General features: G+C 42.8%; 20 protein-coding genes. 3 read left to right on the top strand and 17 right to left on the bottom strand.

Features of this window, described 5'->3' with window-relative positions; all coding sequences use genetic code 11:
• From ACEYV4_RS04150 to rpsU, 15 genes are all read right to left on the bottom strand, one after another.
• Positions 1-336, bottom strand: a 336-nt coding sequence (locus ACEYV4_RS04150) for a Nif3-like dinuclear metal center hexameric protein (RefSeq protein ID WP_373842151.1), incomplete at its 3' end; no start/stop codon positions are given.
• The gene (locus ACEYV4_RS04155; protein ID WP_373842152.1) at positions 320-1030 is read right to left on the bottom strand and encodes a tRNA (adenine(22)-N(1))-methyltransferase TrmK; all 711 of its coding nucleotides are present in this window, start codon (positions 1028-1030) and stop codon (positions 320-322) included. The genes ACEYV4_RS04150 and ACEYV4_RS04155, both read right to left, overlap by 17 nt.
• 97 nt (positions 1031-1127) lie before the next feature.
• Positions 1128-2312: an aminotransferase class I/II-fold pyridoxal phosphate-dependent enzyme gene (locus ACEYV4_RS04160; protein ID WP_373842153.1), complete on the bottom strand. Its 1185-nt coding sequence runs from the start codon at positions 2310-2312 to the stop codon at positions 1128-1130.
• Positions 2313-2484: 172 nt separating this feature from the next.
• Positions 2485-3630 (bottom strand): RNA polymerase sigma factor RpoD, encoded by a 1146-nt coding sequence (gene rpoD / locus ACEYV4_RS04165; protein WP_373842154.1) that lies wholly within the window; start codon positions 3628-3630, stop codon positions 2485-2487.
• 1 nt (position 3631) lies between these two features.
• Positions 3632-5500 carry a DNA primase gene (gene dnaG / locus ACEYV4_RS04170; protein WP_373842155.1) on the bottom strand — a complete coding sequence of 623 codons (1869 nt, stop codon included), beginning with the start codon at positions 5498-5500 and terminating at the stop codon, positions 3632-3634.
• Between the two features lie 139 nt (positions 5501-5639).
• Complete coding sequence (gene glyS / locus ACEYV4_RS04175) at positions 5640-7715, bottom strand: glycine--tRNA ligase subunit beta (RefSeq protein ID WP_373842156.1); 2076 nt, start codon at positions 7713-7715, stop codon at positions 5640-5642.
• A 2-nt stretch (positions 7716-7717) separates the two neighbouring features.
• A complete protein-coding gene (gene glyQ / locus ACEYV4_RS04180; RefSeq protein ID WP_373842157.1) occupies positions 7718-8725 on the bottom strand; it encodes a glycine--tRNA ligase subunit alpha in 1008 nt (335 codons plus the stop codon).
• Positions 8726-8997: 272 nt separating this feature from the next.
• The gene (gene recO / locus ACEYV4_RS04185) at positions 8998-9783 is read right to left on the bottom strand and encodes a DNA repair protein RecO (RefSeq protein ID WP_373842158.1); all 786 of its coding nucleotides are present in this window, start codon (positions 9781-9783) and stop codon (positions 8998-9000) included.
• 20 nt (positions 9784-9803) lie between these two features.
• A complete protein-coding gene (gene era, locus ACEYV4_RS04190; protein WP_373842159.1) occupies positions 9804-10709 on the bottom strand; it encodes a GTPase Era in 906 nt (301 codons plus the stop codon).
• An 11-nt stretch (positions 10710-10720) separates the two neighbouring features.
• Positions 10721-11125 (bottom strand): diacylglycerol kinase family protein, encoded by a 405-nt coding sequence (locus ACEYV4_RS04195; RefSeq protein WP_373842160.1) that lies wholly within the window; start codon positions 11123-11125, stop codon positions 10721-10723.
• The gene (gene ybeY, locus ACEYV4_RS04200; RefSeq protein WP_373842161.1) at positions 11103-11582 is read right to left on the bottom strand and encodes an rRNA maturation RNase YbeY; all 480 of its coding nucleotides are present in this window, start codon (positions 11580-11582) and stop codon (positions 11103-11105) included. Before ybeY ends, ACEYV4_RS04195 begins: the two co-directional genes overlap by 23 nt.
• Positions 11551-12585, bottom strand: a complete 1035-nt coding sequence (locus ACEYV4_RS04205; RefSeq protein ID WP_373842176.1) for a PhoH family protein — start codon at positions 12583-12585, stop codon at positions 11551-11553. The genes ybeY and ACEYV4_RS04205 overlap by 32 nt, the downstream gene beginning before the upstream one ends.
• A gap of 159 nt (positions 12586-12744) precedes the next feature.
• Positions 12745-13722, bottom strand: a complete 978-nt coding sequence (gene bsh / locus ACEYV4_RS04210; RefSeq protein WP_373842162.1) for a choloylglycine hydrolase — start codon at positions 13720-13722, stop codon at positions 12745-12747.
• Positions 13723-13792: 70 nt separating this feature from the next.
• The gene (locus tag ACEYV4_RS04215) at positions 13793-14242 is read right to left on the bottom strand and encodes a GatB/YqeY domain-containing protein (RefSeq protein WP_373842163.1); all 450 of its coding nucleotides are present in this window, start codon (positions 14240-14242) and stop codon (positions 13793-13795) included.
• Between the two features lie 60 nt (positions 14243-14302).
• Positions 14303-14500 (bottom strand): 30S ribosomal protein S21, encoded by a 198-nt coding sequence (rpsU, locus tag ACEYV4_RS04220; RefSeq protein ID WP_373842164.1) that lies wholly within the window; start codon positions 14498-14500, stop codon positions 14303-14305.
• A 334-nt stretch (positions 14501-14834) separates the two neighbouring features.
• Between rpsU and ACEYV4_RS04225 the strand changes: the two genes are divergently transcribed.
• Both ACEYV4_RS04225 and ACEYV4_RS04230 read left to right on the top strand, forming a co-directional pair.
• On the top strand, positions 14835-16343 hold the full coding sequence (locus tag ACEYV4_RS04225) for an ABC transporter substrate-binding protein/permease (protein WP_373842165.1): 1509 nt from the start codon (positions 14835-14837) through the stop codon (positions 16341-16343).
• A complete protein-coding gene (locus tag ACEYV4_RS04230; RefSeq protein ID WP_373842166.1) occupies positions 16333-17073 on the top strand; it encodes an amino acid ABC transporter ATP-binding protein in 741 nt (246 codons plus the stop codon). The genes ACEYV4_RS04225 and ACEYV4_RS04230 overlap by 11 nt, the downstream gene beginning before the upstream one ends.
• Before the next feature lie 72 nt (positions 17074-17145).
• Here the strand turns inward: ACEYV4_RS04230 and aspS are convergent, their stop codons facing one another.
• Positions 17146-18948 carry an aspartate--tRNA ligase gene (gene aspS / locus ACEYV4_RS04235; RefSeq protein ID WP_373842167.1) on the bottom strand — a complete coding sequence of 601 codons (1803 nt, stop codon included), beginning with the start codon at positions 18946-18948 and terminating at the stop codon, positions 17146-17148.
• 331 nt (positions 18949-19279) lie between these two features.
• On the opposite strand from aspS, the gene ACEYV4_RS04240 reads away from it, so the two are divergent.
• The gene (locus tag ACEYV4_RS04240; RefSeq protein ID WP_373842168.1) at positions 19280-20128 is read left to right on the top strand and encodes a fructosamine kinase family protein; all 849 of its coding nucleotides are present in this window, start codon (positions 19280-19282) and stop codon (positions 20126-20128) included.
• A gap of 51 nt (positions 20129-20179) precedes the next feature.
• On the opposite strand, the gene dtd is transcribed toward ACEYV4_RS04240, so the two are convergent.
• Positions 20180-20617 (bottom strand): D-aminoacyl-tRNA deacylase, encoded by a 438-nt coding sequence (gene dtd, locus ACEYV4_RS04245; RefSeq protein ID WP_373842169.1) that lies wholly within the window; start codon positions 20615-20617, stop codon positions 20180-20182.
• Between the last annotated feature and the right edge of the window lie 4 nt (positions 20618-20621).

The following is a 20621-nucleotide window of genomic DNA, read 5'->3' on the forward strand; positions in this document are numbered from 1 at the left end:
GTCATTCATCCCGCCATTCGCCGTATCCAGATTAGTATGGGCAGCATAAACAGTAATTTGATGAGCTAGGAGCTCGGCATACATTGCATTTTGTGGATTTCGAGTATCCAGGTCCTTAGCCGGATGAAACATAACTGGATGGTGAGCAAAGATAAAATCCACATGCTGATTGATAGCCTCTTGTACTATTTCTGGTCGAACATCTAGGGTGGTCATCAATCGTTTAATTGGTCGATCTGGGTTACCAACTTGTAGGCCTACGTGGTCCCAGTTTTCTGCCAATGCTGGACTGGCAAACCGTTCAAACCGATTAATTAATTCATTCCCCGTTGTCATTTTCAAGGGCCTCCTTCACCATAGCTAATTTAGCATTTAATTCCTGAATACGCTTGACTGGCACTTTCTGGGCTTGTTTCATCTGATGAATGACCTCCATTTGACGATGATAGTATTCATGCCACTTAGCAGCAAAAACCGGCCCCTTCTTCTCTAAAAGGAGTGGTCCAAAAGTTAATTCATAGTCACTATAACGAAACGGAACTATTGAAGGTTCAGCCATAATGACTTCATAAATATGATCATCTTCTGCCAAGATCCGTTCAGCCATGATCTGGTAACGATGCCGCATCAACCATTGTCGCAAGCGGGGCGCTCCCACATTAGGCTGAAGTACCAGCCGGCGAACACCAGCCAACCGAGCCTGCCCAGTAGTCAAAATCTTAGTAATTAAAATACCACCCATCCCGGCAATTACTACCGTATTAATTCGGTCACTCGGCTCAATGGCAGCAAGCCCGTCTGCTAGTCGAGGTTTTATCGTTTCTGTCAAACTATGGCTGGCAATCTCACGAACCATATTATTATAGGGACCTGGAGCAACTTCCCCAGCCACCGCATAACTAATTTGCTTTCTTAATGCCAAGGCTGCTGGTAAATAAGCATGATCAGAACCAATATCAGCTAACCGAGCACCTATTGGTACAAAATTGGCAACCGTAACCAGGCGTTGCGATAAATGCTTTTCGTCCAAATTAATACCCTTCTTTACTACTTTTAACTCATTTTATATATTATAACAAAAAAACTGTTTCTGACTGGACAATCAGAAACAGTTTTATTTATTATTTTTAACCTAACTTCTTCATAAATGCACCGATTCGCTTCAAGCATTCTTGAATGTTTTCATCAGATGCGGCATAGGAAAGTCGAATATAACCTTCGCCACCTGCACCAAAGGCACTCCCAGGAGTAACCCCTACTTTAGCTTCCTTAGCTAACTGCAAGGCAAACTTAACATCATCCTTACCAAATTGATCCGGGATCTTGGCAAAGACATAAAAAGCTCCTTCTGGTGTTGCCAACTTGAAGCCCAGTTTCTTTAGACCGGCAACGATCATGTCTCGCCGCTGTTCATAAATTTTCCGGAAAGCCAATGGGTCTTTGCGACCATTACTCAATGCTTCGGCTCCTGCTGCCTGAACATTATCAGTAACAGCCGTTACTAAATAAGCATGCATCTTATGAATGCTAGCAATAATCTCGGCAGGCCCAGCAACATAGCCTAACCGGTAACCGGTCATGGCATGAGATTTAGACAATCCGGAAATGAAAAGGGTCCGTTCCGGAATCATTGAGGCAATCGAATAGTGCTTAACCCCGTAAACCAGGTCACTGTAAATTTCATCAGCAATAGCATAAAGGTGGTGCTTAGTAATCACTTGAGCTAACCCCTGCAAAGTTTCCTTAGGATATTCACGCCCAGTTGGGTTAGTAGGATAATTCAAAAGGACGACCTTAACACCCTTTCCTTCACGTTGCAGAACCCTTTCTAGGTGTTCTGGAGTCAAAATAAAGTCATCGGCAGAAGTGTCAACCTGAACTGCTGTCGCACCAGTCATTGCAACCAATGGGAAATACAATGAAAAGATTGGTGTTGGAATGACTACCTTATCACCAGTATTAAGCAACGAAAATAGAGCAGCCACTAGAGCTTCAGTAGCACCTACCGTGGAAATAATCTCATTTTCTGGATTATAATCAACTCCCCGCGTGTCTTTAAGGTACTTACTAATTGCTTTTAAAAGTTCCGGCTTCCCAGCCTGGGGAGCATAGTGTGAGTCATTATTTTGAATACTTTTAATGGCCGCTTGCTTAACATGTTCTGGAGTATCCATATCCGGTTCACCAATGGTCAACTTAATTATTCCCGGGATTTTAGAAACTTCAGCATCAAAAGCACGAATACCAGATGGCTTCTGTGCATCCAGCTTATGGTTAATTGTTCCTCGTAAATCAGCTGCTAATTCAGGCATAACTTCATTCCCTCTTTACTTATCAAATTAAATTAATTTTATTATTTATCTAAAGAATGGTCAAGGATTTTCTAATTTTTATTTAATATAGTTCTAACTTTACAACCAAAAAAGCTACTTCAACTTTTCATGTCAAAGTAGCTTTTTCACGTTCTTTAACTTATAGGAGCAGTTAATTCTCCAAGAAATCCTTTAATTGCTTCGACCGTGATGGGTGACGCAGCTTACGCAGAGCCTTAGCTTCAATCTGCCGAATCCGTTCTCGAGTAACCCCAAAGACTTTGCCGACTTCTTCCAAGGTACGAGTTCGACCATCATCTAAGCCGAACCGCAATCGTAAAACATTCTCTTCACGATCAGTTAAAGTATCAAGGACATTTTCCAACTGCTTTTTCATCATTTCATAAGCCGCATGGTCTGCCGGACTCGTAGCACCTTGATCTTCAATGAAGTCACCAAGATGAGAGTCGTCTTCTTCACCAATTGGCGTTTCCAATGAAACTGGTTCTTGCGCAATCTTTAAGATATTACGAACCTTCTCAGTTGGCATATCCATCTCAGCACCAATTTCTTCAGGCAATGGTTCCCGACCAAGATCCTGAAGTAATTGCCGTTGAATTCGAATCAACTTATTAATGGTTTCAACCATGTGAACAGGAATTCGGATTGTCCGTGCCTGATCAGCAATTGCACGGGTGATTGCCTGTCGAATCCACCAGGTTGCGTAGGTTGAGAACTTAAAGCCTCGCCGATAATCAAACTTTTCAACGGCTTTCATTAAGCCCATATTACCTTCTTGAATCAGGTCCAAGAATTGCATTCCCCGGCCAACATACCGCTTAGCAATCGAAACCACCAATCGTAAGTTAGCTTCAGCCAACTCTTGCTTAGCTTCTTCATCACCCTTTTCAATCCGCAACGCCAGCTGAACTTCTTGGTCGGCCGTTAGTAAACTGACTCGACCAATTTCCTTTAAATACATCCGAACAGGATCGTTAATCTTTACACCGGTTGGTGCGGAGGTATCTTTCATTGCTTTTTGAGACAATTTTTCAGTAGCCTTCAACGCCCGTGGATCTGGATCACCATGACTATCAACGACACTAATTCCAGCATCCTCAACATTTTGTAAGAGATTATCAATCCCCGCTGCATTCAATTCGAAGGGTTGGGCAATTTGGTCATTTAATTCGTCATATTTGACTTCCTTCTGCTTCTTATAATGACGAATTAGTTTTCCAACAGCGGTATCATATTTTTGTTGGTTAAAGTTGTCACTATTAGAAATCACAAGGTTTTTCTTTTTACTCTTTGCCATACTATTTAGTCTCCTCCGCTTTATACTGTTGTTGCTTTTTTAATAACTTGACAAGTTTAATCGTTAATTGGGTAGTTAATTCGGTATTATTTAGGGTGCTAGCTTCCTTTAATTGAGTTTTAACCTTCTTAATCCGTTCCTGCAATGGAGTCTGTTCCATTATAATACTAATACAATCATCGATCAGCTGATTTTCCACGGCTGGGTTAACATTCAACTGTTCAATTTGACTGAGTGCCGCTCGCAAGTCAGGATAATCAGCTAAGTAATCCAAGAAGCGCGCCGTACTATAATCACCATATTCTGAAAAGTAGCTGCTGGCAACCATGTAAAGTGACTCATATTTCTCGTGGACGAAGTGAAAGCCATCCACTGCTCGCACATGGCTCCAAACATTTGAATCATGGAGCATATAACGTAACAAGAACTGTTCAGCCAGGGCAGTCCGATCAACCTGTGTTGTTGGTTCTTGGGCCGGGGGAGCAAAATTCACCGCTGCTTGTCGACGGTATGATTGAGCTGGGGTGGTGGACTGCATTCGTAATTTGCTTTGTACTTGGGTCAATTGACTTTGCAAGGCAGCTTTATCTAGTTTAAATTGATCCGCTAACCGACTCAAATACATATCCTGAGCCAATGGGGTTTTCAAACGCGCAATCTCCTTCAAGACAGCGTCCAAATATTGAAAAAGCTCTTGCTGATTATTAAGATTTTTCCCATTCCGTAAGAAACGTAAGTAAAAATCAGTCGGTGTCTCTTCCTGATCCTTAACATAGGAACGAAAATGGGCCGCACCACGTTGCTGAACAAATTCATCAGGATCAATGCCCGCTGGCAATTGAACCACCCGAATTCTAAGATGACCATCGGTATGATCACGAACGAGACCGAGTGCTCGGTCAATGGCATGCTGACCGGCCGAATCACCATCATAACAAATATCCAACTGAGTCGTTGTCCGATTAATAACCTGCACCTGTTCCTCAGTAAAACTAGTTCCCATTGAGGCAATTCCATTTTCTACTCCGGCACCAAAAGCCGAGATTACGTCCATGAAACCTTCAAAGAGATAAAGGCGTCCGTCTTTGCGAGCTGCTTTCCGCGCTAAATCAAGATTAAAGAGGGTACGGCGCCTATTAAAAATTGGTGTTTCGGGACTGTTTAAGTACTTAGGTAAGTCGGTCCCCTCGGTACTCAACAATCGACCAGAAAAGGCAATCACTTGCCCCTGTCGATTTCGAATGGGAAACATTACCCGCTCAACAAAGCGATCCTGAAGCTGTCCCGTTTGATTTTCAGTAAAAAGGCCCGATTTACGCATCAATTGATAATCAATTCCCGCCTTTTCACAAAAGGGAGCTAGAATTCGCTGAACAGGGGCAAAACCAATCCCAAAGCGATCAATGAGGTCTGCATTCATCCCCCGCTTTTGCAGGTATTTACGAGCAGGCTCACCGGCTGGAGTATTAACCAAGATATGGTGATAAAGTTGCGTTGCTCGTTGATGCAAGTCCATTAACTTCGCCGTTTCACTATCTACCACCCGTGGCTGACGGCCTCCCGGGTGAATATATTGACTTGGCAGCTTGACTCCACCAAACTTAGCAACTTCTTGAACCGCCTCTATAAAGCCAATATGCTTATAGTCCATTAAAAATTGAAAAACGTTACCACTGGCGCCACAACCAAAACAATGGTAAAACTGTTTCTCCACATTAACCGAAAATGAAGGAGTTTGTTCTTCATGAAAAGGGCAAAGGCCAGTTAGGCTTTTACCCGCCCGCTTTAATTGTACGTATTGACCGATAACATCACTAATATCAACTGAATTACGTATTTGATCAATTGTCTCACGTGGTATTCTGGCCATTGAATCACCCCACTTGATAGTTCACGAACAGTAACGAAAGGCCGCAACCCAACGGCATGCGACCCTCCAATCAATCATTTATCCATAATTCACTTAATTTATATGTTACCACAAGTTTCACGAATTACAAACATAATGCTTACTTCACAATCAGATTATCCAGATTACCAACAATCCCGGCCAAGCGTGACAAGATGGTTAACTGAGCCAAGCGATTGTGCCGAATAGCCTGATCTTTATCCATAATCATGTTTTCATCGAAGTATTCGCTAATTATTGGTGCTAAAGCCCGCAATGCAGCAAAGTTTTCAGCAACAGTCCGCTTCCTAAAACCGGTCTGTACCTTATCGACTGCTAGATAGAGTTTCTTTTCAGACGGATTAGCAAATAATGCCGGATCAACCTTTACTTCACTACCAAATTGACCCTTCTTAGCAATTCGCAATACCCGGGTTAAGGCCTCAACGCTTTCCTTAAAGTCTGCATCATCCTTGTGGGCATCGATAGCTTGAGCGGCATCGATAACATCGGCAATATCATCAACTTGGGTATCAGTTACCGCATCAACAATATCATGACGCAACTTTTCACTACCAAAAAGCTGCTTCAACCGATCCAGGAAGAAGGCACGGACTTGATCACTATTTTTATTGAGGTCATATGGTAGTTTGATACCGGCCTGGTCAAAAGCAGTCTGCAGTGCTGGTTGAATTCCTAATAGTGGTAGGTGCCAATTACGATCATTAATAATGCGAACAATTCCGAAAGCCTGACGACGAAGCGCATATGGATCGTTAGAACCGCTTGAAATCATCCCGACCGCAAAGAAACTGATGATACTATCAAGCTTATCAGCGATCGCTAAGACAGCACCAATTGTCGACTGCGGCAATTCGCCTTCAGCGGAAATTGGCATGTAGTGTTCACGAATAGCAGCAGCTACATCCTCCTTTTCGCCAAAAAGTTTTGCATAGATTTCACCCATGACTCCTTGCAATTCGGCAAATTCACCAACCATCTGAGTAGTCAGATCAAATTTATAGATATGAGCGGCCCGGTCCAGATCTGCTAGTTCATCATTACTTAAGCCTAGACGTTGGCCAAGCAATCGGGCAATTACAGCAACTCGCTGCATCTTGTCATACATTGAACTGATCTTATCGTGAAAACTAACCCGTTTCAGACGTTCCACATATTGATCAATGCTAATCTTCTGATCTTCATCATAGAAGAACTTAGCATCCTCCAACCGTGGTACCAGAACCCGTTCATTTCCTTTGATGACATTATCAAGGTAATTACTATTACCATTTCGAACGGCAATAAAGTGTGGCAACAGCTTACCCTCATGATCACGTAAGTAGAAGAAACGTTGGTTATCCTTCATAGAAGTAATCAATACGGCGTCTGGCAAGGCTAGATACTTAGGATCAAAAGAACCCGCAAAGGCGGTTGGCCATTCAACTAAGTTATTGACTTCTTCCAACAGGTCGGCATCCTTATTGATAACCCAATTGTTTTTCTTGACGATCGCGTCAATCTGATCAACAATTAACTGTTTTCGTTTAGCTTGATCAGCAATCACATAATCATCATGGAGGGCTTTTTCATAATCGGCAGCCTGTTTGAGTTCAATATTATGACCTAGAAAACGGTGCCCTCGAGTAGTGCGACCGGCTTCAATGTCTAAAATTTTGAATGGAACAATTTGGTCGTTAAGCAGTGAGACCAACCAGCGAATTGGTCGAATAAATTGTAAGTTATTATAGCCCCAGCGCATCAAAGTTGGGAAAGTCATTGAAGTGATGATGTCTGGTAAACCTTTTAAGACATCAGCAACTGGCTTACCAGCAATATGCTTTTCAACGAAAACGTACTGGGTACCCTTTACGTCCTTAAATTCAATATCATCAACTGTTGCCCCTTGACCACGGGTAAAACCAATGGCGGCCTTAGTCCAGTTACCATCAGCATCTTGAGCGATTTTTTTGGCAGGGCCCTTAACGGAAGTATCCACGTCTGGCTGTTTATCACCTAGGTCAGCAATCAAGAGTGCCAACCGCCGTGGTGTAGCAAATTCTCGAATTTGACCAAACGTAATTCGTTCCTTCTTTAAGTAGTCAGCTACTCGTTGATGTAATTGTTTGATGCTCGGTGTTACCACGTGGGCAGGCATTTCTTCGACACCGACTTCTAATAAGTATGTGTTAGCCATTATTACTTGTCCCCCTTTTGCACTTTTTGTGCTTGCTTAGCCTTTTTAGCAGCTCGCTTAGCGGCCCGTTGCTTAGCTTTCTCGGCCCGCTTAGTGTACTCAGCCAAGGTCTTTTGCCGCAACTTATCATCATGAATCAATGGGAAGCCTCGCTTACGTCGTTCCTCTACGAAGGCTTTGGCAATTGACTTTGCCATAATACGAATCCGATGTAGGTAACCAGCCCGTTCAGTAACGGAAACAGCACCTCGGGCGTCCAAGAGGTTAAAGGTATGGCTGCATTTAAGGACATAATCATAAGCAGGGTGAACTAACCCAAGCTTAATTAAACGCTTAGCTTCGGCTTCGTAATCATTGAAGAATTTCAATAACATCTCTTGGTTGCTCTCTTCAAAGGCATATTTAGAATGTTCGTACTCCGGTTCCTTAAAGATATCGCCATAAAGAACCCCATCGGCCCATTCAAGGTCGTAAACGGAATCAACATTTTGAATATATTCAGCTAACCGTTCCAAACCATAAGTAACTTCGGAAGCAACCGGGTGCATTGGCAATTCACCAACGACCTGGAAGTAGGTAAACTGGGTAACCTCCATTCCATCAAGCCAGATTTCCCAGCCAACACCGGCACAACCCATCGAAGGGTTCTCCCAGTTATCCTCAACAAAACGAATATCATGTTCTAATGGATCAATTCCTAGTTCTTTTAAGCTACCCAAATAAAGATCTTGAATATTATCCGGTGATGGTTTCATGATCACCTGGAACTGGTGGTGCTGGTACAAACGATTAGGGTTCTTGCCATACCGACCATCCGCTGGTCGCCGTGAAGGTTCAACGTAGGCCGCATTCCATTGCTCTGGCCCGATTGCCCGTAAAAAAGTATAAGGACTCATCGTTCCAGCTCCTTTTTCGGTGTCGTAGGCTTGCATTAACATGCAACCTTGCTTTGCCCAATAGCGTTCAAGCGTAAAAATGATATCTTGAACACTCAATTTCTTCGTTGTCATCGTCATTCTTCCCTTCTTAAAATAAAACGTCCCTGCAGTTACTAGGTCATAGTAACTACAGGGACGAAATTAAATTCGCGGTTCCACCCTGCTTTTTTGCATTTTGCAAAACAGCTTAGTTTAGTCAGCTGATAGAGGGCCTATTGACAATCCATCGTACAAGACTCACACCTACTCTTGCTCGCTGACCCGATTTTTATTGTCATTTTTCTCCGTCATCGCCAGTATTCAAATTGATACGTACTTAATAATAGAGAGTGTCCCCCAAATTGTCAATCGTCTGTAGGTAATTTCCCCATTTTTTGTTCAATCCGCTGCAACTGATTGATGAAGTGCTTACTCTTAAGACGCAAGCCAACCTGGTCATCATAAAGCATATCAATAACTGTCTGAATACGACGCATGGTAACTGGATTAATTTTAATGGTTTTTACTTTTTGTAAATTAGCATGTGCTAAACGTCGCAAAAAGTAAATAGTTCGACGATCAAGATGGAGACGATGTGGATCAAGGTACCAATGTCGATCGCAGAGCATCCCACCATACTGCTCAGAGAAATCGAGCGGCCACTGATCTCGATCACAAATTACGCACTGATCCCAATTAGGCGCCACCCCAAACATCGTCAATAACTGGATAGCAATCACACTAGCCACCGCTTGAGGGGACACCCCTTGGTCAATCCGCTCTAAAGCTGCTGCTATTTGGTCAAACCATCCACCGATACCATGATGATCTGGGAAAGCATGGTCAGCAAGAGATAAAATGTAGGTTGCATAAGCATTACGAGTCAAATCAGTAACGATGTGGTGATATTGGTGAGTTTCAGAAGCAACATTAATAAAACTTAACCCATCATCAGCCAAAGAACCAATATAGGTCCCATGGGTAAAGGGCAAGATATCGGCTGCTAATCGAAAGCCACGCTTTTTAGCACCACGAACGAAGAACATTGCCGGGCCAATTTTATCAGTCAACATTTTAACCAGCAGGTCTCGTTCCCGATAATCCTGTCGATAAATAATGATCCCTCGAAAATCAGTTGTTTCGCGGGCCACGGCTAAGTCCTCCTTTTAAGTTAATAGTCCTTATCACGGTAACCATAATCCTTTAACAGTGTTGATTTATCCCGCCAACCAGGAACCACCTTTACCCAAAGTTGAAGGAAAACCTTATCACCGAGCAAATGCTCAATGTCATGACGGGCCATGGTGCCAATTTTCTTTAGCATCTGACCACGTCTGCCAATAATAATTCCCTTTTGGCCAGGGCGCTCCACAATAATATTGGCAGAAATATGAACATGTTCCGCATCTTCTCGTTTGACCGAGGTAACATCAACGGCGACAGAATGTGGCACCTCATCACGGGTCAGCATGAAAATCTTCTCACGAATCATTTCGGCAATCACAAATCGTTCGGGGTGGTCAGAGATCTGGTCAGCAGGATAATACTGGGGGCCATGAGGTAAGCCGGCCACTAGTTGATCAATCAGGCCGTTAACGTTATTTCCCTGGAGAGCCGAAACTGGCACGACAGACTTAAACGGCAAGGAATTCTGATATTGAGCCACAATCCCTGGTAAGTCGTTAGGGCTAACCTGGTCAATCTTATTAACTACTAAGTAGATTGGCCGCTGAACCTTTTTAAGACGCTTAATGATAAAATCGTCTCCTGCTCCTCGTTGCTCAGTAGCACTAACCACAAAGAGAACGGCATCAACATCATCTAGAGCTGACATGGTTGAACGCTCCATGAAGTTACCAAGCTTATTGGCTGGTTTATGAACACCCGGTGTATCAATAAAGACAATTTGAGCCTGTTTACTAGTATAAATACCCTGAATCTTATTTCGTGTCGTCTGGGCAACCCCACTCATAATAGCTACCTTTTGGCCAACAATATAGTTCAGCAAAGTTGATTTACCCACATTGGGACGACCAATTAAGGCCACAAAGCCTGATTTGTAATTTGGATTATCCATAACGTTACTTCCTATCTAAGTAATACTAATAATCGGGGAATAAAAATAATAGCGCCAACTGCTAAGGCAAATAACGCTGCTAGTAAAACTCCGCCGGCTGCAACATCTTTCGCTTTTTTAACATCAATATTGTAATGATGACTAACCAGTAAGTCGGTAACGGCTTCGGTAACCGTATTCAAAAATTCGGCTGCAAAAACCAGAAAAATTACTAGTAATATCCATAACCAGTCTTCTGTACTGATTTGCAACCACCATCCCACTAAGACGGCACCTAAAGCAGCCAAAATATGAAAGCGCATGTTACGTTCTTCTTTGAGCATCGTCACAATGCCATCAAAGGCATGCCCCATTGCCTGAGTTAGGTGGTGGTTTTTAGTCACCTGGTGGTTATCATCGTTTGAGCCCATACTCATCGAGAATCTCCCGTTGCAAACTAAACATTTTTTTCTCATCCTCCGGTTTGACATGATCATAGCCATTAAGGTGAAGGAAGCCATGGACCACTAAGAACCCTAATTCACGAGCGGTTGAATGTCCAAGGAATTTGGCTTGTTCGGCCACCTTGTCGACGGAGATAAATAAATCACCAAGGTTTGTCGGCAGTTCAGCCGCTAATGCTGAATCCATGATAATCGGTGTCTCATCGCCATTTTCCTCGGCAGCAAAGCTAAGCACATCAGTTGCCCGGTCAACATGCCGGTATTTGGCATTGAGCTTTTTAATTGCTGGATTATTCATCAAGGTTACTGACATTTCGGTATCATCAGCTAATTGTAGCTTTTTAGCCGCAAACTGTAACACTCGATTAATTAGTGTTCGTTGATCAGCACTAATTCCATCAGTCGTTTGATCGTAAATTGTCAGATCCATTAGGCTGCCCCTCCTTATTTTTCTTTTTATTGGTCTGCTTAACCGTTGCCGCTTCATAAGCATCAATAATTCGGGCAACGACAGGGTGACGAACAACATCTTCGGCGCTAAAGGTCACAAATTTAATTGAGCGAACATTTTGCAAAATTCGTTGAGCACTAACTAATCCACTACGAACCCCATGCTTGAGATCAATCTGGGAAATATCTCCATTTACCACCATTTTAGAGCCAAAGCCAAACCGGGTTAGGAACATCTTCATCTGAGCGTTAGTTGTATTCTGAGCCTCATCAAGAATGATGAAGGCCCCATCAAGCGTCCGTCCTCGCATGTAGGCCAGCGGAGCAATCTCAATTACCCCTCGTTCCATTAATCGTTGGGTATGATCAGCTCCAAAAATATCATTCAAGGCATCATAAATAGGCCGTAAATAAGGATCAACCTTTTCTTGAAGGTCGCCAGGCAAGAAGCCAAGACTTTCACCAGCTTCAACGGCCGGACGAGTAATAATAATGCGTTCCACTTCACCACGCTTCAGGGCAGCAATTGCCATGGCAACGGCTAAATAAGTTTTCCCTGTCCCGGCAGGCCCAATTCCAAAGGTAATATCATTATGCTTCATCGCATTAACATATTGACGCTGGCCAAAATTCTTCACTCGAATAGCACGCCCACGACGGTCCTTAATGATCGTTTCACTATAAAGGTCAGCAAAGTATTCCAAAGTCCCCCGATGAGCCATCTTCATTGCACTGACAACATCGGTACTGTGAACATGGATTCCCTGATTAAGAAGATTAATCAAAGCATGGAAGACATCAACAGTCAATTTGACATCTTCTTCACGACCCTTGACCTTTAGATTATCACCGAAAGGATTGATGGTAACTTCCATCCCTTGTTCGATGAGACTAACAAACTTATCTTGAGGTCCTAGAATGCCAACTTCAATTTCAGGACTATCAATCCGAAATTCCTGTTCAATTTCATCGTTTTTTTCCACCAATTAATAAATTGCTCCTTTAGTAGTTAGTTTCTTTTTTGATTATATCACAGCTTGCTGGTCGACCCCACTAACTTACCTATAACCCAAAATGGGCCTCACAGTTAAAATAACCATGAAGTCCGATATCCTTCAAATTATCACAATGAACATTTAACTTTAATTCTGGAAGTTAATATGTTGGTTAGTCACCAGCGGGAATTTAGCCAACTCTTCGCTATTCAAATCCATGTTGTTTAACATAACGGCGTTAATCTGATTATTATCATAGGTCGTGTAGTAAAAGGTCCCGGTAGTTAAGTTAATACAATCGGAGTAGATTGTGTACTCAAAAGTTTGTGGAGCCACCTCATCGAGGCCCTTCTGTTGCTCTACAGCATGTAAAAGATGAAAATAATTGGTAACATTTTCTTCGTTTCGAGTGCCTCGTGGTGCATGAGCCTTGGTAAAGACTTCTTTAACAAAGCGGCTTTCAGAATCCATTCCTCCTGGTAATAGGTGAGAGCCAATCCCACGGCTATAGTTATCCAAGCTCACTCCCGGAACCAGAGTATTAGTATGCTCAGCCGGCGAAATGCTCTGATAATTAGCTAAGTTGGTCATCTGTTGAGGAAATTCAGGATTATTAGTCAAAACACCAACTGGGTTGTCATAGATATGCAAACCCGTCTTGGTTGATTCGACCACGATTGAAGCTCCATGCCGATCTGCTAATAACCAGTGCAATGGTGATAATTGTAGTTGGTCAGAGAAGTTAATCTTAACCAAATTAACATTGGCTAGTAATTGTTTAGCTTCAGCGACATCCTTACACTGCCCTAAGACGTAAGGAATAAATTCAAATGGTGAAACATTGTGCTTATTTGACTTAACCGGGAAGTAGTGCGCGGGACCGTCAAAATTCAATCCAGCCATCCCAAGCCCTTCTTCATTAGCGCCATCAAAATAAAGTGGGTAATTATCTTGAACCAAAGCCATTCCTGTAATGGCATAGTGATGGTTTAGTGTTGGCAATTTGCGAAATTCAAATGGATAATCTCGTGGGGTAATAACGACTTCTTCACCAAATGATACCTCAAGATCTAGATTGCGGCCAAAATAGTGATCCCCAGCAGTATAAATAATTGATGTACACATGACTTTTCTCCCTTTAACCAGAAAAACCGCCTTACAGCTTGAAGTGTGGCGGTAAAACGATTTTACAATTTTACAGATTACTTAAGGTTTCCTTAACGGTCTGGTTAACAACCTTCCCATCGGCCTGGCCTTTAACCTTACCCATAACGGCACCCATTACCTTACCAAAGTCTTTCATACCGGTAGCACCGACAGATTGGACGGTTTCAGCAACCACCTTTTTAATGTCGTCAGCAGAAAGCTGCTTAGGCATATACTTTTCAACGATTGCCATTTCTTGTTTTGTTTTATCAACTAAATCCTGCCGATTGGCCTTCTTAAATTCGGCCAAAGATTCCTTTCGTTGCTTATATTCATGCGCCATCACGGCAATTTCTTCATCACTAGAAAGATCATGGCCAGCTTTAATTTGGGCATTTTGAACGGCAGCCTTTAGCATCCGCACTACTCCTAGGGTCTCCTTATCACGGTTTTTCATAGCAGAAATCATATCAGTTTGCAATTGTTTCAATAAACTCATCCTTAATTCCTCCTCAGATAAAAAAAGCCCCCACCACTAAAGAGGTAGGAGCAACCGTTTTTAGTAACGACGACGACGGCCACGTTTGTTCTTACGCTTCCGTGCCGCTTCAGATTTTAACTTACGTCTTACACTAGGCTTTTCGTAGAATTCACGCTTACGGTATTCTCGCAGCGTTCCATTGCGTGAAACTGAACGTTTAAAGCGTCGAAGAGCGTCGTCTAAGGATTCATTCTTACGAACGACTGTTTTTGACATGTAGATTCCCTCCCTCCGAGCTTAAAGTTACGTAACAAGGCTACGAAATTCGCCTTTTCACTACAAAATGTATTGTACCTAATCAAAGCTTTTATGTCAATAATTCTTTCAATAAAATCTGCACTAATTTAAAAAGTAATATTCAATTAATTTCGTTTAATGAGAAAAACTATCCCAATTTATTAAAAACACTTGGTTTTCTCCTACTAATTCATAATGAAAGCCCATTCTTGCTTATGAATATTTATACTAATTTTACGAATTATATTGCATAAATACAAAATAAGCTGTATATTACTAACAATCATTTATTTATAACAAAGGAGTTCACACTATGAAATGCCTCAAGCAATTATTCATGTTATTTATTTTGCTGTGGTCGTTAGTTCTGCCGAGTACAGCTCTCGCGGCTACTGATTCTTCTCAAGCCAGTACTTCAAGTAGCATTACCAATAACACAACCACCACAGATAATTCACTACAGAGGATTAAACATAAAGGTACCTTAGTAGTCGGAATGAGTGCTGACTACCCACCCTATGAATTCACAACTAAGAAAAATGGTCAAACCAGGTACGTTGGCTTCGAAGTTTCATTGGCTAGGCAATTTGCAAAAGACCTGGGTGTTAAATTAGTCATCAAAAACATGGATTTTGATTCCCTCTTGGTAGCCCTCGAGACTAGGAAAATTGATACCATTATTTCTGGAATGAACGTTACCCCTAAGCGAGAAAAAAGTGTTGACTTTTCTCATACTTACTACTCTGGAAACAGCTACTTTCTTATCAACAAGAGTGATCGAAACCGGTACCAATCAGCTAAGGATTTCAAAGGTAAAACCGTTGGTGCCCAAAATGGAACTCTCCAGTCCACAATGATCAATAAAGATATGCCTGGTACGACCAACAAGGGCCTGGCTAAGCTCTCCTCTTTAGTCATCAGTCTCCAGTCCCATAAAGTTGCCGGAGTTTTAATGGATGCTGCTACTGCTAAGGCGTATGCGGCGAATAATAGCAACCTAATGGCTTTTAATTCTAAATTGCCTAATACGGCTGGCGGAATCGCAATGGCCTTCCACAAGGGGGATCATTCACTTGAAGCCGCCGCTAACCAAACGATTAAACGCGTTCAGCAAAAAGACCTGATCAACAAGCGATGGATTCCTCAAGCATCTCACTATATGCGGAGTTACAAGAAACAAAATACCATTCTCTCCTACTGGCGGTACTTTGCCACAGGAATTGAATACACCCTGATCATCACAGTTGTTTCTGTCGTTTGTGGATTCATCCTTGGTACGCTCTTTGCCCTGATGCGCCTATCGAAGAATAAACTCTTACACAGTCTAGCGGTCTGCTACATCGAATTTTTACGGGGTACCCCAATGATGGTTCAGATTATGTTTGTCTACTTTGGGATCGGAGCCATTATCCAATCACTACCGGCTCTCCTTGCTGGAATTATTGCTGTATCACTAAATTCTGGGGCTTATGTCGCCGAAATAATTCGTTCCGGAATCCAGTCCATCCCCCTCGGTCAAACCGAAGCTGCTCGAAGCCTAGGGATGAGCAAGCGCCTCGCTTTCCATTACGTTATTATGCCCCAAGCCTTAAAGAACATCTGGCCAGCCCTCGGCAACGAATTGATTACCCTCTTAAAGGACAGCTCACTAGTTTCTACTATTGGTGTTGGTGAATTAATGTACCAAACTCAATTGGTTCAGTCCGCCACTTATAAAGGAGTCCTGCCATTATTTATTACCATGCTGATTTACTTTGTGATGACCTTTACCCTCTCAAGAATTTTGCTTTATTTTGAAAGAAGAATGAAACATGCCTACTAAAATTATCGAAGTTAAGCGACTTCAAAAGAAATTTAAAAATAACGTTGTCCTTAAACAAATTTCCGAACATGTCGACCAGGGGCAAGTAATTTGCGTCATTGGGCCATCTGGGGCCGGTAAAAGTACCTTTTTGCGTTGCCTCAACGCTCTCGAACAGCCAACCAGTGGTCAAGTCCTCTTTGAAGGCCAATCATTGACTGGGCTTACTGATCGACAACTTGACCAGATTCGACAGAAAATGGGAATGGTTTTTCAAGGCTTTAACCTTTTCCCAAATATGAACGTTCTGAAAAACATCATGATCGCGCCATTGAAAGTAAAAGGAATTGCCGAAAGCCAGGCTAAGCAAAACGCATTAAAGCTACTCAAACAAGTTGGTTTAGAGAGTAAGGCAAATCAATATCCTGACCAACTCTCCGGAGGGCAAAAGCAACGGGTTGCCATTGCCCGCGCCCTAGCGATGAATCCTGAAGTGATGCTTTTCGATGAACCAACCAGTGCGCTCGACCCAGAAATGGTAGAGGAAGTCCTCACGGTTATGCGCGACCTCGCCGCTTCCGGAATGACGATGGTCGTCGTTACCCACGAAATGGGGTTTGCCAAGGAAGTTGCTGACCAGATCTGGTTTATGGCTGACGGTTATATTCAAGAAAGCGCCTCTCCAGACGAATTCTTTGCCCATCCCCAAAGTCCACGAGCACAAGAATTCTTGAAAAAAATTTTAAAATAACACTGTAATACTACAAACTAAAAGGCGACGTGATCTGTCAACTAACAAATCACGTCGCCTTTTATCTATTAATTAATTTTTTGGCTGATTATTATCAAGACGGTAATCAACCTTATCGTCAAACTTAATCTTTAGATCATCAAGCTGTTGGGCACTAACCTTACCTGGGGCGGCCGTCAGTGGTTCAATCGCCTTAGAATTCTTTGGAAAGGCAATCACATCCCGAATATTACTGGACTGTGAAAGGAACATTACCCAACGATCTAAGCCAATGGCGAGTCCACCCTCAGGCGGCATCCCTAACGTCAAGGCTTTGAGCAGAAAGCCAAAACGTGCCTCAGCTCGTTCCTTAGTATAACCCAATGCTTTCAAGACTTTTTCTTGGACCTTAGGATCATGGATACGGATGGAACCCCCACCAATTTCCTGACCATTCAAAACAATGTCATAGCTTTGAGCATGGGCCTTGTGCGGATCTTCACCCTCATCTAGGTAATGCAAATCCTCGGGGTTAAGCATTGTGAATGGGTGGTGGGCAGCGATCCATTTACCAAAGCCTTCGTCATATTCAAACATTGGCCAGTTAACGACCCAGACGTAGTTCCACTGGTTCGGATTAGTTAAGCCTAATTCATGGCCAAAATGACGACGCAGATAACCCAATGAATCACAAACAACGTGAAAACTACCGGCTACAAAGAGAATCAGATCTCCAACCTTAGCACCTAATTCATTATTGATGGCATCAGACTGATCACGTAAGAACTTGGCAACTGGGCCACTGTAACCATCCGCAGTCACCTTAACCCAGGCCAGTCCCTTAGCGTGATAACGCTTAATATAGTCTTCTAACTTAGAAATATCCTTGCGGGAGTACTTATCAGCACCGCCTGGTACAGCAATCGCCCGTACGTAGTTTCCCGCAGCCACGGTGTTAGAGAAGACCTTAAAGCTAGAATTCTTAACGATATCACTAAGGTCATGAATCAACATTCCAAACCGGGTATCTGGCTTATCAGTTCCGTACTTATCCATGGCATCTTGCCACTCCATCCGTGGAAATGGCAGCTTTACGTCAATTCCAAGGACTTCTTTCATGACGACTTTAATTAAGCCTTCCGTCATGTCTTGAATTTCTTGTGGGGTAGCAAAACTCATTTCGGTGTCGACCTGAGTAAATTCAGGTTGCCGATCACCCCGTAGGTCTTCATCCCGGAAGCATTTAGCAATCTGGTAATACTTGTCAACACCAGCGGCCATCAACAATTGCTTAAATAGTTGTGGTGACTGCGGTAAAGCATAGAAATGACCAGGATAAACCCGGGAAGGTACGATGTAGTCCCGAGCTCCTTCCGGTGTTGACCGGGTCAGATCAGGCGTTTCGACATCTAAAAAACCATTTTTTTCAAAGTAACGATGAATCACATGAGTAACTTTTGAACGTAACATCAGTTTCTTCATCATTTCTGGGCGTCGTAAGTCAAGGTAACGGTACTTCATTCGTAAGTCTTCGGAAGCATCAACTCCATCGGTGATGTCAAACGGCGTCGTTTCAGACTTAGCTAAGACTTTGATTCGGTCAACGGCAACTTCTACTTTTCCGGTCTTCATGTCAGGATTAATTTCTTTTTTGGCTCGCAATTGAACCTTTCCTTGAACTTCCAAGACATATTGATTCCGGACCGCATCAGCGACTTTGAAAGCCTGTTCATTTTTCTTTTCATTAAAGACTAGCTGAACGATTCCTTCCCGATCCCAAAGGTCAATAAAGATAAGGCCACCGAGATTCCGTCGCTTGGAAACCCAGCCTTTGAGGACGACTTCTTGACCAACCTGTTTTTCACTGGTGTCACCAGCGTAATTAGTTCGCTTCATTCTCTTAGACTCCTTTTTATTCATGAAAATAATAAAAAAACACCCCTGCCGTTCGCAAGGGTGCAAATGCACGGTACCACCTTGGTATACTCAATGATAACGTCATCTCTGACGGGACAATGTCCAAACCTAAAAAGTGTCAATCGATTCTTTACCACACGGGCTTTCACCATCCCCGTTCGCTGACTTGGAAAGCAACCGAGCATTCTTTTATTATTGGTCATAAATATCAAATTTTCATTTTTACCTTACTCGTCTCCGCCTTGAAAGTCAATACACTGCCTTGCTTTTCCTACAGTTAACCTTAAAATTAAGGAAAAGGAGTGGTTTTATGAGTGCATTAAATCATCAATGGTTTCAACAATTACCCTTTAAGCACCTCACTAGTTTCCGACCAGTTAGTGGTGGAGACATTAACGAGTCTTACCGAATTGAGGCTGATGGTCAATCCTACTTTATTAAAATTCAACCCAATCAACCAGCGAAATACTTTCAACATGAAATCAATGGTTTGAAGGCGATTGGCAAGGCGGTAAATACACCAACCCCAGTTTACAATGGCGATATTGAGGGTAACGCTTACTTAGTTCTCAACTGGCTTGATGAGACTAGCGGTAGTCAAACGGACCTAGGCAAAGCAGTCGCCACCATGCACCAGCAATATAGTCCAAATGGTAAATTTGGCTTTGCCGACAATCACCGTACCAAGGCCTTGGTTAAAAACAATAATTGGAATACTGACTGGCGTGATTTTTATATCAACCAACGCCTACTACCTGAGGTCAAGGCGGCTTCAGAACGTGGCCGGTGGAATAAATGGCGCCAAGAACACTTCACACAAATGGTCAAGCAATTTAATACTTACTATCAAAATCACACCGTCAAGCCCAGCCTATTGCACGGTGACCTCTGGGCTGGTAATTTCATGTTTGCTAATCATAAACCCTACCTGATTGACCCAGATGCCGTTTACGGTGATCGGGAATTTGACCTGGCAATGACAACCGTTTTTGGTGGCTTTGATCAGGAATTCTACCAATCCTATGCTAGACAGTACCCATTTACCCCTGGTATTAACGATCGTCTTTCCTGGTACCGTTTTTACTACCTCTGCATGCACCTCATTCTCTTCGGTGAAAGTTATGGCGGTGCAGTCGATCAAATTCTTGGCCAATACTAAACAGATATGTAAAAAGGGAGTCCTTCTTAACTAGGGCTCCCTTTTTAATACCTATTTTTCATAAATAATAGTTGTCGGACCATCATTCTCTAATTCGACCTGCATATCTGCTCCAAAGCGACCAGTCTCAACATGCACCCCACTTGCGGCCAGTTTTCGGTTAAAACGGTCATAAAGAGGTTTAGCAATTGCCGGTTTAGCCGCAGCAGTAAATCCTGGTCGATTACCATGTCGCGTATCGGCATAAAGAGTAAACTGAGAAATTGACAAGATAGCTCCGTCAACATCTTTGAGGCCGCGATTCATTTTACCTTGTTCATCCTCAAAGACCCGTAAATTAACAACCTTGTGAACCAAGTAGTCAAGTTGTTCATCCCCGTCACCGGGTGCAAAACCAACTAAAAGCATATAACCCTTGCCGATCTTGCCAACCACTGTCCCATCAATGCTAACCTGGGCATGATTAACTTTTTGCAAGACAATTCGCATATTG

The sequence above is a fragment of the Limosilactobacillus sp. genome, assembly GCF_041859915.1.
In the GTDB taxonomy this organism is placed as follows: Bacteria; Bacillota; Bacilli; order Lactobacillales; family Lactobacillaceae; genus Limosilactobacillus.

Excerpts from the sequence above, each read along its gene's own strand:
- ACEYV4_RS04195 (WP_373842160.1), bottom strand. The coding sequence starts at position 11,125 with ATGAGTATGGGCTCAAACGATGATAACCACCAGGTGACTAAAAACCAC.
- rpsU (WP_373842164.1), bottom strand. The coding sequence starts at position 14,500 with ATGTCAAAAACAGTCGTTCGTAAGAATGAATCCTTAGACGACGCTCTT.
- dnaG (WP_373842155.1), bottom strand. The coding sequence starts at position 5,500 with ATGGCCAGAATACCACGTGAGACAATTGATCAAATACGTAATTCAGTT.
- ACEYV4_RS04230 (WP_373842166.1), top strand. The coding sequence starts at position 16,333 with ATGCCTACTAAAATTATCGAAGTTAAGCGACTTCAAAAGAAATTTAAA.
- aspS (WP_373842167.1), bottom strand. The coding sequence starts at position 18,948 with ATGAAGCGAACTAATTACGCTGGTGACACCAGTGAAAAACAGGTTGGT.
- ACEYV4_RS04160 (WP_373842153.1), bottom strand. The coding sequence starts at position 2,312 with ATGCCTGAATTAGCAGCTGATTTACGAGGAACAATTAACCATAAGCTG.
- ACEYV4_RS04215 (WP_373842163.1), bottom strand. The coding sequence starts at position 14,242 with ATGAGTTTATTGAAACAATTGCAAACTGATATGATTTCTGCTATGAAA.
- ACEYV4_RS04225 (WP_373842165.1), top strand. The coding sequence starts at position 14,835 with ATGAAATGCCTCAAGCAATTATTCATGTTATTTATTTTGCTGTGGTCG.
- glyS (WP_373842156.1), bottom strand. The coding sequence starts at position 7,715 with ATGGCTAACACATACTTATTAGAAGTCGGTGTCGAAGAAATGCCTGCC.
- ACEYV4_RS04240 (WP_373842168.1), top strand. The coding sequence starts at position 19,280 with ATGAGTGCATTAAATCATCAATGGTTTCAACAATTACCCTTTAAGCAC.
- dtd (WP_373842169.1), bottom strand. The coding sequence starts at position 20,617 with ATGCGAATTGTCTTGCAAAAAGTTAATCATGCCCAGGTTAGCATTGAT.
- ybeY (WP_373842161.1), bottom strand. The coding sequence starts at position 11,582 with ATGGATCTGACAATTTACGATCAAACGACTGATGGAATTAGTGCTGAT.
- bsh (WP_373842162.1), bottom strand. The coding sequence starts at position 13,722 with ATGTGTACATCAATTATTTATACTGCTGGGGATCACTATTTTGGCCGC.
- glyQ (WP_373842157.1), bottom strand. The coding sequence starts at position 8,725 with ATGACAACGAAGAAATTGAGTGTTCAAGATATCATTTTTACGCTTGAA.
- era (WP_373842159.1), bottom strand. The coding sequence starts at position 10,709 with ATGGATAATCCAAATTACAAATCAGGCTTTGTGGCCTTAATTGGTCGT.
- rpoD (WP_373842154.1), bottom strand. The coding sequence starts at position 3,630 with ATGGCAAAGAGTAAAAAGAAAAACCTTGTGATTTCTAATAGTGACAAC.